We start from the raw sequence: 14,371 nt of genomic DNA, 5'->3' as shown, positions 1-14,371 counted from the left end.
GGCGCTCAGAGGCCGAAGCGGGTCATCAGCTCCTTCTCGATCCCGTTCAGCTCGCGGTGCACCGAGCGGTGGGTGGCCCGGCGGCGCCCCGCGGGGACGCGCTCCGCGGCCCGGACGGCGCTGATCAGCTGCTTGAGGCGCGCGCCGGTCCGCTCGGCGAACTGGTCCACCGACTGCTGCTCCTCGGTGCCGCGCCCGGTGCTCTGGGTGCGCAGCGCGGCCAGCGCCTGCGCGTCGCCGTCGATCCGCGCGTGCAGTCCGGCGCCCCGACCCGAGTAGGTGCCGAGCTGGTCGGCGGAGATGCCCATCCGCCGCGCCTTGAACCGGTCGTAGTTCTCCCGCACGGCGGTGGCGGCCCACATCGCGTACGGCGCGACGACCGGGGCGAGCACCCTGGTCACGCCCACCACCTTCTTGGCGTTGCCGGGCGTGAACCGGCCGAGCTCGCCGCGCTGCTGCGCCTTGGCGCGCTGCTTGCCGAGCTTGACCTCCTGCTTGCCCGCCTTGAGCCGCTGCTTGCCCACCGTGCGGTCCAGCCGGCTGTCCCGGCCCGACCCGACCGCGCTGCCGAGGCGGTCGAGCGCCGACCGCCCGCCCCTGCTGCGACGCACCGGACGCCACCTCCCTCGTCGGCCCCACGGTCACGCTAAGTCCGCGCGCCCCGACCCGCGAACGCTGCGCGCACCCCCGGCCACGCCGGGTGTCCGACGCGCCCGGCGTCGGGGTGTCGAACGGCCGGGTCGGCCCCACCGCATACGCTTTCCGGGTGGAAGATGAGGTGCTGCTCGACGCCGGCGTGGTGACGCGGTGTCGCCGTCGCGTGCACCTGGAGCACGATCCGGCGATGCGCGATGCCCCGCGCGCGCCGCTCGACCTGGGCATCGAGCAGCGCATCGCCGACGCCACCGCGCACCGCGCCGACGTGGCGCGCGTGCTCGGCGAACTGCTCGCCCCCGACTGGATCGACGTGCTCGCCGCCGACGTCGACGACCGCGTCGAGGTGACGCTGGCCGCGATGCGCGCGGGCGTCGGCCACCTCTCCGGCGCCCAGCTGCCGCCGGTCGACGGCAAGCGCGGCAGCGCGGAACTGCTGGTGCGCGACGGCGCGGGCTACCTGCCGGTGCTGGTCGTGCGGCACAAGATCAGCGACCCCGGGATGGGCGCCCGCCTCTCGCCGCTGGAGCGCCCGGTGCCCGCCGCCTCGTACGTCGACCAGCGCCGCAAGGTCCGCGCGCAGCCGCGCGACCTGCTCCGCCTCGCGCACCTCACCCGGATGCTCGACGCCGTCGGGATGAGCTCGTCGGCCGGGCTCGGCGGGGTGATCGGCGTGGACGGCGACGCGGTGCTCTGGCACGACCTGACGCTGCCGAACTGGCCCGGCGGGCGCAGCGCCCTCGACGAGTACGACACCCGCTTCGCCGACCGGTTCGCGGTGGCCACCGCCGCCGCCACCGGCGACGAGCCGCAGGCCCAGCCGTCCCGGGTCAACGAGTGCAAGGGCTGCCCGTGGTGGCCGGTGTGCGAGCGCGAGCTCACCGCGGACCGGGACGTCAGCCTGGTGGTGCGCGGGGAGGACGCCGTCGCGCTGCGCGGGGTCGGGGTGCGCACCGTCGACGACCTCGCCGGGCTCGACCCGCTCGCCGTCGAGACCCCGCTGACCGCGCCCCGGCTGGCCGACCTGGTGCTGCTGGCCAAGGCGTGGCGGCTGGAACTGCCGCTGGTGCGCCGGGTGCGGTCGGTGTCGGTGCCCCGCGCCGACGTCGAGGTCGACGTCGACATGGAGAGCTACGCCGACGCCGGGGCCTACCTGTGGGGGAGCTGGCTGTCCGGCGCCGACGTCGGGCAGGAACCCGGCTACCGCGCCTTCGCGAGCTGGGAACCGCTGCCGGACGACGACGAGGCCCGCTCGTTCGCCGAGTTCTGGGCCTGGTTCACCGGGGTCCGCCGGGAGGCCCGCAGGCGCGGCCTCACCTTCCGCGCCTACTGCTACAACGAGCTCGCCGAGAACCGCTGGCTGCTCGCCTCCGCCCAGCGCTTCGCGGGCAAGCCGGGCGTGCCGCCGGTCTCCGAGGTGCGCCGGTTCATCCGCTCCGACCAGTGGGTCGACCTGTTCGCCTCGGTCCGCGAGAACTTCCTGTGCCCCAACGGCAAGGGACTCAAGGTCATCGCCCCCTGCGCCGGTTTCCACTGGCGCGACCCGGAGGCCAGCGGGGAGAACTCGATGCGCTGGTACCGCGACGCGGTCGGCCTCACCGGCGCCGATCCGGACCCGGGGCAGCGCGACCGCATCCTGCGCTACAACGAGGACGACGTCCGGGCCACCTGGACGATCCGCCGCTGGATGACCTCCGAGGCCGTCCAGGACGTCCCGTTCGCCGCCGAGCTGTAGGAACCGGCCTCCCGCCCGGCCGCCGCGCGGGATCATGGGCGGCGTGGACGACCGGACCGCCAACACCACCGCAGGCCACGTCGGCGCGCAGGTCAACGCGCGCGACGTGCACGGCGGGGTGCACTTCCACGCGCCCGCCGGACCGCAGGCACCCGTGGAGCGGTGGCCGGTGCGGGTCGGAGTCGTGCCGCGCCGGGCGGGCTTCTTCCAACCGCGCGCGGTGCTCGCCGAGCTGGTCGCGGCCGTGTCCGGCGGTGAGGCGGCGGTGCTCACCGGCGAGGCCCGGGTGCTCAGCGGGCTCGGCGGGGTGGGCAAGACCCAGCTCGCCGCCGACTACGCCGAACGCGCCTGGCGGGCGGGCGAGCTCGACCTGCTGGTGTGGGTGGCGGCGGGCTCGGCGAGCGCGATCGTCGCCGCCTACGCCACCGCCGCCGACCGCCTCGGCTGGTACTCCGGCGACCAGCCCGAACTCGGCGCCCGGCGGTTCCTGGAACGCCTCGCGGAGCTGGACCGCCGCTGGCTCGTCGTGCTCGACGACCTGCGCGGTCCCGAGGAGGTCCGCGACCTGTGGCCGCCGCTGACCGGCACCGGCCGGGTGGTGGCGACCACCCGGCGGCGGGACGCGGCGCTCACCGGCGACCGGCGGCGGCTCGTCGAGGTCGGCGTGTTCAGCCCGGCCGAGTCGCTGGCCTACCTGCGCGCCCGACTCGGCGACGTGCCCGAGCGCGACGCGGCGGGCCTGGCCGACGACCTCGGCCACCTCCCGCTGGCGCTGTCGCAGGCCACCGCCTACCTGCTGGACGAGGGCCTGGACGTCGCCGCCTACCGCGCCAGGTTCGCCGAGCGGCGCCGCACGCTCGACGAGCTGCTGCCCGAGCCCGACGCCCTCCCGGACGACCACCGGAGCACCGTGTCGGCCACCTGGTCGCTGTCGGTCGAGCTGGCCGAACGCGCCCGGCCGCGCGGCCTGGCCCCCCGGGTCCTCGACCTCGCGTCGGTCCTCGACCCGCACGGCGTGCCCGAGGAGGTGTTCACCGCGCAACCGGTCCTGGACGCCCTGGAGGTCGACGCCGACCAGGTGCGCAGCGCCCTGCGCGTCCTGCACCGCCTCGGGCTGGTCACCCACGACACCACCGACCCGCACCGCTCGGTCCGCGTCCACGCCCTCGTCCAGCGGGCCACCCGCGACGAGCTCGGCGACCCGGCGCTCGGCGCGGTCGCCCGCACCGCCGCCGACGCCCTCCTCGACGTCTGGCCGCCGCACGCGCACGACCTTCCCCTGGCGCAAGCCCTCTACGACAACGTCGAGGCCCTGGCGCAGCACGGCGGTATCCACCTGTGGACTCCCCGAGCGCATCCGGTGCTGGCCGATGCCGGGACCAGCCTGGGCGAGCACGGGCTCGTGGACCGGGCGCGCGAGCACTTCGAGCGGTTGGCGGAGCGGTCGGCCGCGGTGCTCGGGGCCGACCACCACGATCACCTGCTCACCCGGGGAAATCTGGCGCGGTGGCGTGGTGAGTCGGGCGATGTGGCGGGTGCGGTGGCGGAGTGGGAGGCGGTGCTGGCCGACGGGGTGCGGGTGCTGGGTGCCGACCACCCGGATGTGCTGAGAACGCGGAACAACCTGGCGCGGTGGCGCGGTCAGTCGGGTGATGTGGCGGGCGCGCTCGCGGAATTCGAGGCGCTGTCGACCGATGTGGTTCGGGTGCTGGGTGCGGAAGACCTCGGCGCCCTGGCGGTGCGGGACAACCTGGCCAGGTGGCGCGGTGAGTCGGGTGATGTGGTGGGTGCGGTGGCGGAGTACGAGGCGGTGCTGGCCGATGCGGTGCGGGTGCTCGGTGCCGACCACCCGACCGTGCTGCGGACGCGGGGCAATCTGGCGCAGTGGCGCGGTAAGTCGGGTGATGTGGTGGGTGCGCTCGTGAAGTACGAGGAGTTGCTGGCCGATGGGATCCGGGTGCTCGGTGCCGACCACCCGGACGTGCTGACGATCCGGGGCGTCCTCGCAGACCTGCGTGGCTGGTCGGAGAACGCCGCGGTGGCGGTGGCCGAGCTGGCGGAGTTGCTCGCCGACGGGGTGCGCGTGCTGGGTGCCGAGCATCCGGACGTGCTGTCGATGCGGGGCAGTGCGGCGCAGTGGCGCGGCCGGTCGGGGGATGCGGCGGGTGCGGTGGCGGAGTACGAGGCGCTGCTGGCCGATGAGATCCGGGTGCTGGGCGCCGACCACCCGAGCGTGCTGGTGACGCGGGGCAACCTGACCCAATGGCACGGCATGCGAGGAGATGTCACGGCGGCGATCGACGGGATCGAGGCGCTGCTGCCGGACGTGGTCCGGGTCTTCGGCCCGGACCACCCGCACACGGCCACGACCCGCGACAACCTCGACTTCTGGCGCGAGAAGCGGTCGTAGCCCCGTGTCAGGGGAGGATGACCGCCCGGCCGCGGATGCCGCCCTCGCGGAAGCGGTCGTAGATCTCCGGGGTCTCCTCGATGCCGAAGGTCTCGACGTGGGCCTTGACCATGCCACCGCGGGCCAGTTCGAGGACCTCGATCAGCTCCGCGCGGCTGCCCCAGTACGGCGAGGACACCGAGACCTCGAACGGCAGCAGGCCGAAGCCGACCGGCAGCGGGGCGCCCGCGACGCCGACGATGTTGATGTCGGCCTCCACCGCGGCGCACCGCGCGGCGACGGCCACGGTGGGCTCGTTGCCGACGAAGTCCAGCACGACCTCCGCGCCGAGACCGTCGGTGAGCTCCTTGACCTGCGCCGCGGCGTCCTGGTCGGAGCGGACCACCTCGTGCGCGCCGACCTCGCGGGCCAGCGACAGCTTGTCGTCGGCGATGTCCATCGCGATCACCCGCGACGGCGTCATGGCGCGCAGCAGCTGGATCGCCAGGTGGCCGAGGCCGCCCGCGCCGATCACCACCGCCGTCGACCCGGCGACCAGCTTCGGGATCGACGTCTTGATCGCGTGGTACGGGGTGAGCCCGGCGTCGGTGAGCGGCGCGGCCTGCACCGGGTCGAGCCCGTGCAGCGGCACCAGGTGCCGGGCCGAGTCGACCAGCAGGTACTCCGCCATCGCACCGGGCCGGCCCAGACCCGGCGGCCGAATGCCCAGCTCGGCGGCGCGCAGGCAGTAGTTCTCCTTGCCCTGCGCGCACTTCCAGCACACGCCGCAACCCCACGGCCCGTACACCGCGACGGACTCGCCCTCTTCGACGCCGACCGTGCCGGGCCCGAGCGCCGCGACCGTGCCGACGCCCTCGTGGCCGAGGGTCATCGGCAGCTCGTAGGGCATCTCCTCGGCCGGCCAGCTCATCACCGAGATGTCCGAGTGGCACATGCCCGCCGCGGTCACCTTGAGCAGCACCTGTCCCGGCCCCGGCTCCGGCACCGGGACCTCGACGACGTGCGGGCTGCGCCCGACCTCGTAGTACTGCACCGCCTTCATGGTCCGGCCCATGCCGTTCCTCCCGCTGATCCGACTGCGCCCATCGTGCTGCGCGGCCTCGTCGACCGCAGGACTACCGGGGAGCCATGCGCAACGCGCCATCCATCCGGATGACCTCGCCGTTGAGGTAGTCGTGCTCGACGATCCCCACCGCGAGCCGCGCGTAGTCCTCCGGCACGCCGAGCCGCTTCGGGAACGGTACGCCCGCCGCCAGATTCGCCCGGAACTCCTCGCTCACCGTGGCCATCATCGGGGTGTCCACGATGCCGGGCGCGATGGTCATCACCCGGATGCCGGAGGACGCCAGGTCGCGCGCCGCCGGGAGCGTGAGGCTGACGATGCCGCCCTTGGACGCCGCGTAGGCGGCCTGGCCGATCTGCCCGTCGTAGGCGGCCACCGAGGCCGTGTTGACCACCACGCCGCGCTGCCCGTCGGCGTCCGGCTCGGTCTCGGCGATCGCCGCGGCGGCCAGCCGCAGCACGGTGAAGGTGCCGATCAGGTTGACCTCGACGACCTTGCTGAACAGGGCGTGGTCGTGCGGGCCCTGTCGCCCGACGACCCGGGCGGACGGGCCGATGCCCGCGCAGTTGACCACGATGCGCAGCGGGTTGCCGCCGCCCGCCGCCTGCGCCACCGCGGTCCGGACCTGGTCCTCGTCGGTGACGTCGGCGGCCACGTAGGTGACGCCGTCGAGCACCGGGGCCGAGCTGATCGCCTCCGGCAGGTCCACGGCGAACACCAGCGCGCCCTTGCCCGCCAGCGCCCGCGCGGTGGCGGCGCCGAGGCCGGAGGCCCCGCCGGTGACGATCGCCGCAGTGTCCGAGATCAACATCAGGTGTGCTCCTCGCGTCCGGGTGCTGGCGTCCTGTCTAGCACCCCGAGGCGAGCACCCGGGAGCCCGAGCGTCCGGCTCCGCGCTACGGGTCCCGGCGCGACCTGCCCTCCACGACGGCGAGCAGCACCACCAGCGGCACGGCGGCGAGCAGGGCGAGCAGGGCGAACATGGCGGCGATCCCGATCAGCTCCATGTTCCGAGGGTGGTCGTCACCGCCCGCGCCGCGCGTCTGCCGCAGGTGCCATTCTCCGCGCCGTCCGAGGGATTCCGCCGGTCACGGCGGGTGATCGGGAGCGCTGCGGTTCACAAGGCGTCCAGCTCGGCGAGCTGGGCCGCGTCCGGTCGCCACCGGCCCGCGGCGGCGTTGGTCCGCACCTGCTCCGGCGTGGTCGCCCCGGCGATCACCGAGCCGACCACCGGCTGCGCGGCCAGCCAGCCCAGCGCCACCGCGGTCATCGGCACCCCCGCCTGCTCGGCGAAGTACCGCAGCCGCTCGATCCGCTCCCACGGCGCGTCGGCCAGCAGGTGCCCGCGCTCGGCCAGCCTGCTGCCCGGCGGTGCGGTCTGACCGCGCCGGTACTTGCCGGTGAGCAGCCCGTTGGCCAGCGGGAAGTACGGCAGCAGGCCGACGCGGAACCGCTGGCACGCCGGCACCAGTTCCCGCTCGGCCTCCCGGGCCAGCAGCGAGTAGTGGTTCTGCGCCGCGATCGGGACGGTGCCGCCCGCGTCCGAGGCCGTCCACACCGCGTCCGCGAGCTGCCAGGCCGCCATGTTGCCCAGCCCCACGTAGCGGATCTTGCCCTCGCGCACCAGGTCGTCCAGCGCGTCCAGGGTCTCGGCCGGCGGCGTCAGCGGATCGGGGCGGTGCAGCTGGTAGAGGTCGATCCAGTCGGTGCCCAGCCGCCGCAGCGAGGACTCCACCGCCCGGCGCAGGTAGCGGCGCGACCCGCGCGCCCCGAAGTCCGGACCGTTCGAGCCCTGCATGTCCTGCCCGAACTTGGTGCCGATCACCGCGTTCTCCCGGCGACCCGACAGCGCCTGCCCCAGCAGCTCCTCGCTGCGCCCGCGCGGCGACCCGTAGACGTCGGCGACGTCGAAGAACGTGATCCCGCTGTCCAGCGCCGCGTCCACCACCTCCCGCGCCCCGGCCAGGGATTCCGTCGCCGTGCCCGGCCTGCCCAGGTTGTTGCAGCCGAGCCCGACCGCGCTGACCACCAGACCTGATTCGCCCAACCGCCGCTGCTCCACGCCCGGGAGCCTAGTTGTGGCCCGGCGCGCGCCGAGGCGGGTCGTCGGCGGGCGGTGGCCCGGCGTCGGCGGACGGCTGAACGCCCGATCACCACCGCGTCACCTGGGACGTCCGGGTGATGAACAGTTGCCGATGCGGCTCGGCGAGCGCCTCCGCTGTGCCACGCTGCCCCTGGTCACGAGCGTGTCGAGGGAGGGATCCGGGATGTTCGCCCGTCGGATTGTGGTGGTGGGGACCGGTTATGTCGGGTTGACCACGGGGGCGTGCCTGGCGTCGTTGGGGCATCGGGTGGTGTGCAGCGATGTGGATGCGGTGAAGGTGGCGGCGTTGCGTCGGGGTGAGGTGGGGATTCGGGAGCCGGGTTTGGGGGAGTTGGTGGCGGAGGGGTTGTCGGCGGGGCGGTTGGAGTTCGTGGTGGGTTCGGCGGAGGCGGCGGCGGGGGCGGAGGTGGTGTTCCTGTGCGTGCCGACGCCGATGGGTGCGGGGGGTTTGGCTGATTTGTCGGTGGTGGAGTCGGTGGTGGCCGAGGTGGGGCCGGTGCTGGCTTCGGGTGCGGTGCTGGTGACGAAGTCGACGGTGCCGGTGGGGACGGCGGCGCGGTTGCGGGCGTTGGTGGGGCGGCCGGATGTGGGGGTGGTGAGCAATCCGGAGTTCTTGCGGGAGGGTTCGGCGGTGGAGGATTTCCTGCGTCCGGACCGGATCGTGGTGGGGTCGGAGTCGCAGGACGCGGCGGAGCGGGTGGCGGCGTTGTACGCGCGGTTGGGGGCGCCGACGGTGCTCACGGATGCGGCGAGTGCGGAGATGGTGAAGTACGCGGCGAATTGTTTTCTGGCGATGAAGTTGTCGTATGTGAATGCGGTGGCGGAGTTGTGCGAGCGGGTGGGGGCCGATATCGGGGATGTGACCGAGGGGATGGGTTACGACCGGCGGATCGGGGGGTCGTTCCTGGCGCCGGGTCCGGGGTGGGGTGGTTCGTGTCTGCCGAAGGACACGGCGGCGTTGTTGGGGGTGGCGGAGTCGGTGGGGTTCGAGTTCGGGTTGTTGCGGGCGGCGGTGGCGGCCAATGAGCGGCAGCGGGAGCGGGTGGTGGGCAAGGTGGTGGCCGCGTGCGGGGGGTCGGTGGCCGGTAAGCGCGTGGGGTTGTGGGGGTTGGCGTTCAAGGCCGGTACTGATGATGTGCGGGAGTCGCCGGCGTTGGCGGTGGCGGGGTTGCTGGCCGAGCGGGGGGCGGAGCTGGTGGCCTGCGATCCGGGTCTGGCGGGTCCGGTCGAGGGGATCGCGTTGGTGGAGGATCCGTACGAGGTGGTCAAGGGTGCGGCGGGGTTGGTGGTGCTGACCGAGTGGCCGGTGTTCCGGTCGATGGACTGGGCGCGGGTGGCGGGGTTGATGGCCTCGCCGGTGGTGGTCGATGCCCGCAACCACCTGGACCCGGACGCGCTGGGCCGGGCGGGTCTGGTCTGGCACGGCGTCGGCCACCCCACCCCGGACACCACCGCAGTGTGAACCGCGCGCGTGGCGGGCACCGCCCGCTCGGCCGGGTGATCGTGAACGGGGTGAGGGGCACCCTTGTCCCAGTGTGTTGGGCAAGGGTGCCCCTCACTCCGATCCCGTCCCCGCGCACTATCGCTCGGAAGGGTGAGAGGTGCCTAAGGTGTCGAGGTGTTCACCACTCGCCCCGAAATCGCCGGAACGCACGGGATGGTCGCCTCGACCCACTGGCTCGCCTCCGCGGCGGGCATGGCGGTGCTCGAGGACGACGGCAACGCCTTCGACGCCGCCGTCGCCGCGGGCTTCGTCCTCCAGGTCGTCGAGCCGCACCTCAACGGTCCGGGCGGTGAGGTGCCCGCGCTGTTCGCCACCGCGGAGGACCCGCGCCCGCGCGCGCTGTGCGGGCAGGGCCCGGCGCCCGCCGGAGCCACCCTCGGCCACTACCGCGACGAACTCGGCCTGGAACTGGTGCCCGGCACCGGTTTCCTCGCCACCACCGTCCCCGGCGCCTGGGACGGCTGGCTGCTGCTGCTGCGCGACCACGGCACCAAGACGCTGCGCGAGGTGCTGAAGTACGCGATCGGCTACGCCCGCGGCGGGTTCCCGGCCGTGGAGAAGATCCGCACCACGATCGACACCGTCCGCGCCATGTTCACCGAGCACTGGCCGACCTCCGCGCAGCTCTGGCTCACCGACGGCGCCACCCCCGCCCCGGGCGGCCTGCTGCGCAACCCCGCGCTCGCCGACACCTGGGAGCGGCTGCTCGCCGAGGCCGAAGCCGCCGGGGCGGGCCGGGAGGCCCAGCTCGACGCCGCCCGCCGCGCCTGGTCGCAGGGCTTCGTCGCCGAGGCGGTGGAGAAGTTCGTCGCCACCCCGCACCGGGACAACTCCGGCCGCGACCACGCCGGGGTGCTCACCGCGCAGGACATGGCCGACTACCAGGCCACCTACGAGGAGCCGCTGACCGCCGAGCTGGGCGAGGACTGGACGCTGGCCAAGTTCGGCATCTGGACGCAGGGCCCCGCGCTGGCGCAGCAGCTCCGGCTGCTGGAGGGGCTGCCGGTCGGCTACCAGGACGGCATCGCCGACGCCGACACCGTGCACGCCGCGGTGGAGGCCGCCAAGCTCGCCTTCGCCGACCGCGAGGCCTGGTACGGCGACTCCGCCGACCCCGCCGTGCTCGCCGACCTGGTCTCCCGCGAGTACGCCGCGTCGCGGCGCGAGCTGATCGGCGACCGCGCCTCCCTCGAACTGCGCCCCGGCGCGCCCGGGGGCCGCACCCCGGTGCTGCCCCGCTACGTCGCCGAGGGGCGCGGCCTGGAGGCCCCGAAGGATCCCAGCGGCGTGGGCATCGGCGAGCCCACCGTCTCGCCGACCGGGGAGAGCCGCGGCGACACCGTGCACCTCGACGTGGTCGACCGCTGGGGCAACATGGTGACCGCGACGCCCTCCGGCGGCTGGTTGCAGTCCTCGCCGACCATCCCCGAGCTGGGCTTCTGCCTCGGCAGCCGGGCGCAGATGTTCTGGTTGGAGGAGGGCCTGCCCGACTCGCTGGCCCCCGGCAAGCGCCCCCGGATCACCCTCAGCCCGTCGTTGGCGTTGCGCGGCGGGGTTCCGGCGCTGGCCTTCGGCACCCCCGGCGGGGACCAGCAGGACCAGTGGCAGCTCTGCTTCTGGCTGGCCCACGTGCACGGCGGGCTGAACCTGCAGGAGGCCATCGACGCCCCCGCCTGGCACACCGGCGCGTTCCCGGCCTCGTTCTACCCGCGCGGCTGGGAACCCGGTCGGCTGGTCGCCGAGTCCCGCCTCGGCGCCGACCGCCTCGACGAGCTGCGCCGCCGGGGTCACGACGTGCTCGACGCGGGGGAGTGGGCCCTCGGCCGCCTCTCGGCGGTCTCCCGCGACCCGGAGACCGGCCTGCTCCGCGCGGCGGCCAACGCCCGGGGTGCCCAGGGGTACGCGGCGGGCCGCTGACGCCGGAAGCGACCTGGGTGCGGGGCACCTCCATCCGAGCAAGCCGGATGAAGGTGCCCCGCACCTGCCGGGGATCAGGCGGTGAGTGCGCGGCCGACGAGGAGCATCCGGAGGGTGCGCGCGGTCGCGTCGGCGATGAGCTCGGGCGCGCGGGTGATGGCGTCGGCGAGTTCGACCGGGCCGGTGAGGATGCCCGTGAACGCGTCGATCCCGGTGTCGTAGCTGCTCTCGGCGCCCGGACCGATGGTGCCGCACAGGGCGATCACCGGCTTGCCGTGGCGCTTGGCCCGCCGCGCGACCTCGGCCGGGATCTTGCCCAGCGCGGTGGAGGCGTCGATCGAGCCCTCCGCGGTGATCACCAGGTCCGCGGCCCGCAGCCGGTGCACCAGCTCGCCGCCGTCGAGGAAGACGTCGAACCGCGACTCCAGCCGCGCGCCGAGCACCCCGGCCAACCCCGCGCCCAGCCCGCCGGAGGCACCGCCGCCGGGCAGCCCGGAGTAGTCCGTCCCGCTGTGCTCGGCCAGCAGCGCCGACCAGCGGCGCATCCCCCGGGCGAGCTGCTCGATCCGCTCCGGCGTCGCCCCCTTCTGCGGCCCGTACCGGCGGGCGACCCCCACCGGGCCGCACAGCACGTTGTCCGGGTTGACCGCCACGGTGAGCTCCACCTTCGCCAACCGGGGATCGAGGTCGGCGGTGTCGATCCGCGCCGCCTCGGCCAGGTGCCGCCCGCCTTCCCCGATCTCCCGGCCGTCGACGTCGAGCACCCGCGCGCCCAGCGCCCGCAGCGCCCCGAGCCCGCCGTCGCAGGTGCCGGAATCGCCGCAGCCGATGGTGATCCGCTCGACGCCGAGGTCGAGGGCCGCGCTGATCAGCTCGCCGACGCCCCGGCTCGTCGTCGCCCCGGGATCGCGCTGCGTCGGGGGGACCAGCGCCAGCCCGGCGGCGGCGGCCATCTCGACGAACGCGGTGCGCGGCCCCGGGCCGCCGAGCAGGGCGAAGTGCGAGTCGATCCGCTCCCCGACGGGGCCGGTGACCGCGACGGGCACCAGCTCGCCCCCGGTGGAGTCGGCCAGCAACCGGGCCGAGCCCTCACCACCGTCGACCAGCGGCATGGTGTCGACGATCGCGGCCGGGACGACGCGGCGGATGCCCACGCCGATCCAGTCGGCCACCGCATCGGCGTCCAAGCACTCCTTGAACCCGGTGGGGGCGACGACGAAACGCATCATGATCTCTCCTCGGTGGACGGGGTGGTCAGAACAGCGGGAGGCCCAGGTGCGGCCAGACGACGAGGGCGAACACCACGACCAGCGCGCTGATCAGCGGCGCCAGCAGCGCGGACAGCCGCAGCAGGTCGCGCGGCGGGCAGGCCAGCGGCGGGTCGAGCCGGGAGAACATCGCGACCGGCTTGGCCGACGAGGGCAGCGTGTGGCAGAAGCCGGCCGCGGCGGTGGAGGCGAACGCCAGCGCCACCGGGTTCAGCCCGCTCTCCAGCGCCGCCGCGACGACCAGCGGCACCAGCACCGACGAGCGCGCCGAGCGGGACTGCACCACCAGGTGCGCGGCCGTGCTCACCACGACCACCGCGATGAGCAGCGCGGTGCCCTCCGCCTCGTCCAGCGCCAGGTCGGCCAGCCAGGTCGCCGCGCCGGACGCGGCCAGCGCCGCGCCGAGGGCCGCGGTGGCCGCCATGAACAGCAGCAGCGACCACGGGATCTCCCCGACGGCCTTGCCGAGCTTGACCACGCCGATCCGCGGCGAGGTGATCAGCAGCGCACCGGCCAGCGCGACCAGGGCGGGCGGCAGCCCGTGCAGCGGCTCGGTGCTCCACAGCAGCACGACGCCGCCGAGCAGCAGCAGGGCGCGCAGCTCGGCGCGGGTCCGCTGCTCCGGCACGCCCAGCTCGGCGCGCAGCGCGGCGGCGTCCACCCGCACCGGGGCGCGGCGCTCGGCGTGATCGGTGGTCAGCAGCAGCACCAGCTCCGCGGCCAGGTGCGAGCTGACCACCGCGAACGGCAGCCCCCACAGCAGCCACTCGGCGAAACCGATGCCCGCGCCGGTGGTCGCGGCGAGGATCTCGCTGGTGATCAGGTGCGCGCCGGCCCCGACGAGGGTCGCGACGGCGGAGAGCAGCACCGTGGTGGGCAGCAGCAGCGCCAAGGCGCGCACCAGCCGCGGGCGTCCTTCGAACGCGGTGCCCAGCGCGCGGTGCAGCGGGACCAGCAGCGCGGCCCGGCCGCTGGTGCTCGGGATCAGCAGCGCGGTGAGCACCACGCCGAGCGTGATCAGGTGCGCCAGACCGCGCGGCCCGCGGGCGCGGGCGGCCAGCCCGATCGCCAGCCGGGCGGGCAGACCCGTGGTGTTCACCCCGGCGGCCAGCACGAAGGCGGCGATGAGCAGCCAGATCGGTTCCGCGCCGAGGGTGGCGAACAACGCGTCCGGGTCCAGCGCGCCGAGCAGCACCGCGGTCGCGGCCGCCGCCAGCGCGACGTGGGTGTCGTCGAGCCGCGGGTGCAGCCAGCCCGCCACCGCGGCCGCGAAGAGCAGCAGGGTGAGCAGCCCGGTGCCGTTGAGCCCGTCGAAGCTGAAGCTCGACGAGGGGAGCGCGACCAGTCCCAGCGCGGCGAGCGCGGCGGCGGTGATGCCGATCGCCCATCCCGCGCCGGCGTTCGCGGGTGCGGGCCGGGGACGCGACGGCCGGGGAACGGTGGCGTAGTCCGTGCGGTCCTCGGTCATGTTGCCAGCGTCGGTCGTACTGCTGAGGCGCACGTGAACCAACCATGAGGACCGCTTCACATTCATCTTCGCCCCAGTTGTCCACAGTCCTGTGGATTGAGTTATCCACAGGGGCTTGAACTGCGGAAATGCGGCCACGAGGGGTGGGTTGTGCACAGCTGTGGAGAGAGTTATCCACAGTTGTGCACAACCCGCGTTCATGATCTGTGGAGCAACCGTCGAACTCGGACCCGACCCGACGCCGCGGA

10 protein-coding genes are annotated in these 14,371 nt (G+C 74.4%); 4 read left to right on the top strand and 6 right to left on the bottom strand.

Annotated features, from left to right (window positions below; all coding sequences use genetic code 11):
* Positions 1-5: 5 nt before the first annotated feature.
* The gene (locus tag ABD976_RS08620) at positions 6-611 is read right to left on the bottom strand and encodes a DUF6474 family protein (protein WP_345359963.1); all 606 of its coding nucleotides are present in this window, start codon (positions 609-611) and stop codon (positions 6-8) included.
* Positions 612-766: 155 nt separating this feature from the next.
* Here ABD976_RS08620 and ABD976_RS08615 point away from each other — a divergent pair, with 155 nt between their 5' ends.
* Positions 767-2,389: a TM0106 family RecB-like putative nuclease gene (locus ABD976_RS08615; protein WP_345359960.1), complete on the top strand. Its 1,623-nt coding sequence runs from the start codon at positions 767-769 to the stop codon at positions 2,387-2,389.
* 43 nt (positions 2,390-2,432) lie between these two features.
* A complete protein-coding gene (fxsT, locus tag ABD976_RS08610) occupies positions 2,433-4,799 on the top strand; it encodes an FxSxx-COOH system tetratricopeptide repeat protein (protein WP_345359957.1) in 2,367 nt (788 codons plus the stop codon).
* A 7-nt stretch (positions 4,800-4,806) separates the two neighbouring features.
* On the opposite strand, the gene ABD976_RS08605 is transcribed toward fxsT, so the two are convergent.
* The 3 genes from ABD976_RS08605 to ABD976_RS08595 all read right to left on the bottom strand — a co-directional run bounded on the left by ABD976_RS08605 (position 4,807) and on the right by ABD976_RS08595 (position 7,924).
* Positions 4,807-5,853 (bottom strand): NAD(P)-dependent alcohol dehydrogenase, encoded by a 1,047-nt coding sequence (locus ABD976_RS08605; protein WP_345359954.1) that lies wholly within the window; start codon positions 5,851-5,853, stop codon positions 4,807-4,809.
* Between the two features lie 61 nt (positions 5,854-5,914).
* Entirely contained in the window at positions 5,915-6,673 is a 759-nt protein-coding gene (locus ABD976_RS08600) for an SDR family NAD(P)-dependent oxidoreductase (protein WP_345359951.1), read from the bottom strand.
* Positions 6,674-6,979: 306 nt separating this feature from the next.
* Positions 6,980-7,924, bottom strand: a complete 945-nt coding sequence (locus ABD976_RS08595; RefSeq protein ID WP_345359948.1) for an aldo/keto reductase — start codon at positions 7,922-7,924, stop codon at positions 6,980-6,982.
* A 205-nt stretch (positions 7,925-8,129) separates the two neighbouring features.
* On the opposite strand from ABD976_RS08595, the gene ABD976_RS08590 reads away from it, so the two are divergent.
* Together ABD976_RS08590 and ABD976_RS08585 are read left to right on the top strand one after the other, a co-directional pair.
* Positions 8,130-9,428, top strand: a complete 1,299-nt coding sequence (locus ABD976_RS08590) for a UDP-glucose dehydrogenase family protein (protein ID WP_345360601.1) — start codon at positions 8,130-8,132, stop codon at positions 9,426-9,428.
* Positions 9,429-9,584: 156 nt separating this feature from the next.
* Positions 9,585-11,387 (top strand): gamma-glutamyltransferase family protein, encoded by a 1,803-nt coding sequence (locus ABD976_RS08585; RefSeq protein ID WP_345359945.1) that lies wholly within the window; start codon positions 9,585-9,587, stop codon positions 11,385-11,387.
* Positions 11,388-11,461: 74 nt separating this feature from the next.
* Here the strand turns inward: ABD976_RS08585 and ABD976_RS08580 are convergent, their stop codons facing one another.
* Together ABD976_RS08580 and ABD976_RS08575 are read right to left on the bottom strand one after the other, a co-directional pair.
* On the bottom strand, positions 11,462-12,616 hold the full coding sequence (locus tag ABD976_RS08580) for a glycerate kinase family protein (RefSeq protein ID WP_345359942.1): 1,155 nt from the start codon (positions 12,614-12,616) through the stop codon (positions 11,462-11,464).
* Between the two features lie 25 nt (positions 12,617-12,641).
* Positions 12,642-14,123: an SLC13 family permease gene (locus tag ABD976_RS08575; protein ID WP_345359939.1), complete on the bottom strand. Its 1,482-nt coding sequence runs from the start codon at positions 14,121-14,123 to the stop codon at positions 12,642-12,644.
* Positions 14,124-14,371: the final 248 nt, after the last annotated feature.

It is taken from the genome of Saccharopolyspora cebuensis (assembly GCF_039542665.1).
Taxonomy (GTDB): Bacteria; Actinomycetota; Actinomycetes; order Mycobacteriales; family Pseudonocardiaceae; genus Saccharopolyspora; species Saccharopolyspora cebuensis.
The sequence above is the reverse complement of the archived record's forward strand: the minus strand, read 5'-3'. Positions and strand labels throughout refer to the sequence as shown.

Excerpts from the sequence above, each read along its gene's own strand:
- ABD976_RS08605 (WP_345359954.1), bottom strand. The coding sequence starts at position 5,853 with ATGGGCCGGACCATGAAGGCGGTGCAGTACTACGAGGTCGGGCGCAGC.
- ABD976_RS08600 (WP_345359951.1), bottom strand. The coding sequence starts at position 6,673 with ATGTTGATCTCGGACACTGCGGCGATCGTCACCGGCGGGGCCTCCGGC.
- ABD976_RS08590 (WP_345360601.1), top strand. The coding sequence starts at position 8,130 with ATGTTCGCCCGTCGGATTGTGGTGGTGGGGACCGGTTATGTCGGGTTG.
- ABD976_RS08580 (WP_345359942.1), bottom strand. The coding sequence starts at position 12,616 with ATGATGCGTTTCGTCGTCGCCCCCACCGGGTTCAAGGAGTGCTTGGAC.
- ABD976_RS08575 (WP_345359939.1), bottom strand. The coding sequence starts at position 14,123 with ATGACCGAGGACCGCACGGACTACGCCACCGTTCCCCGGCCGTCGCGT.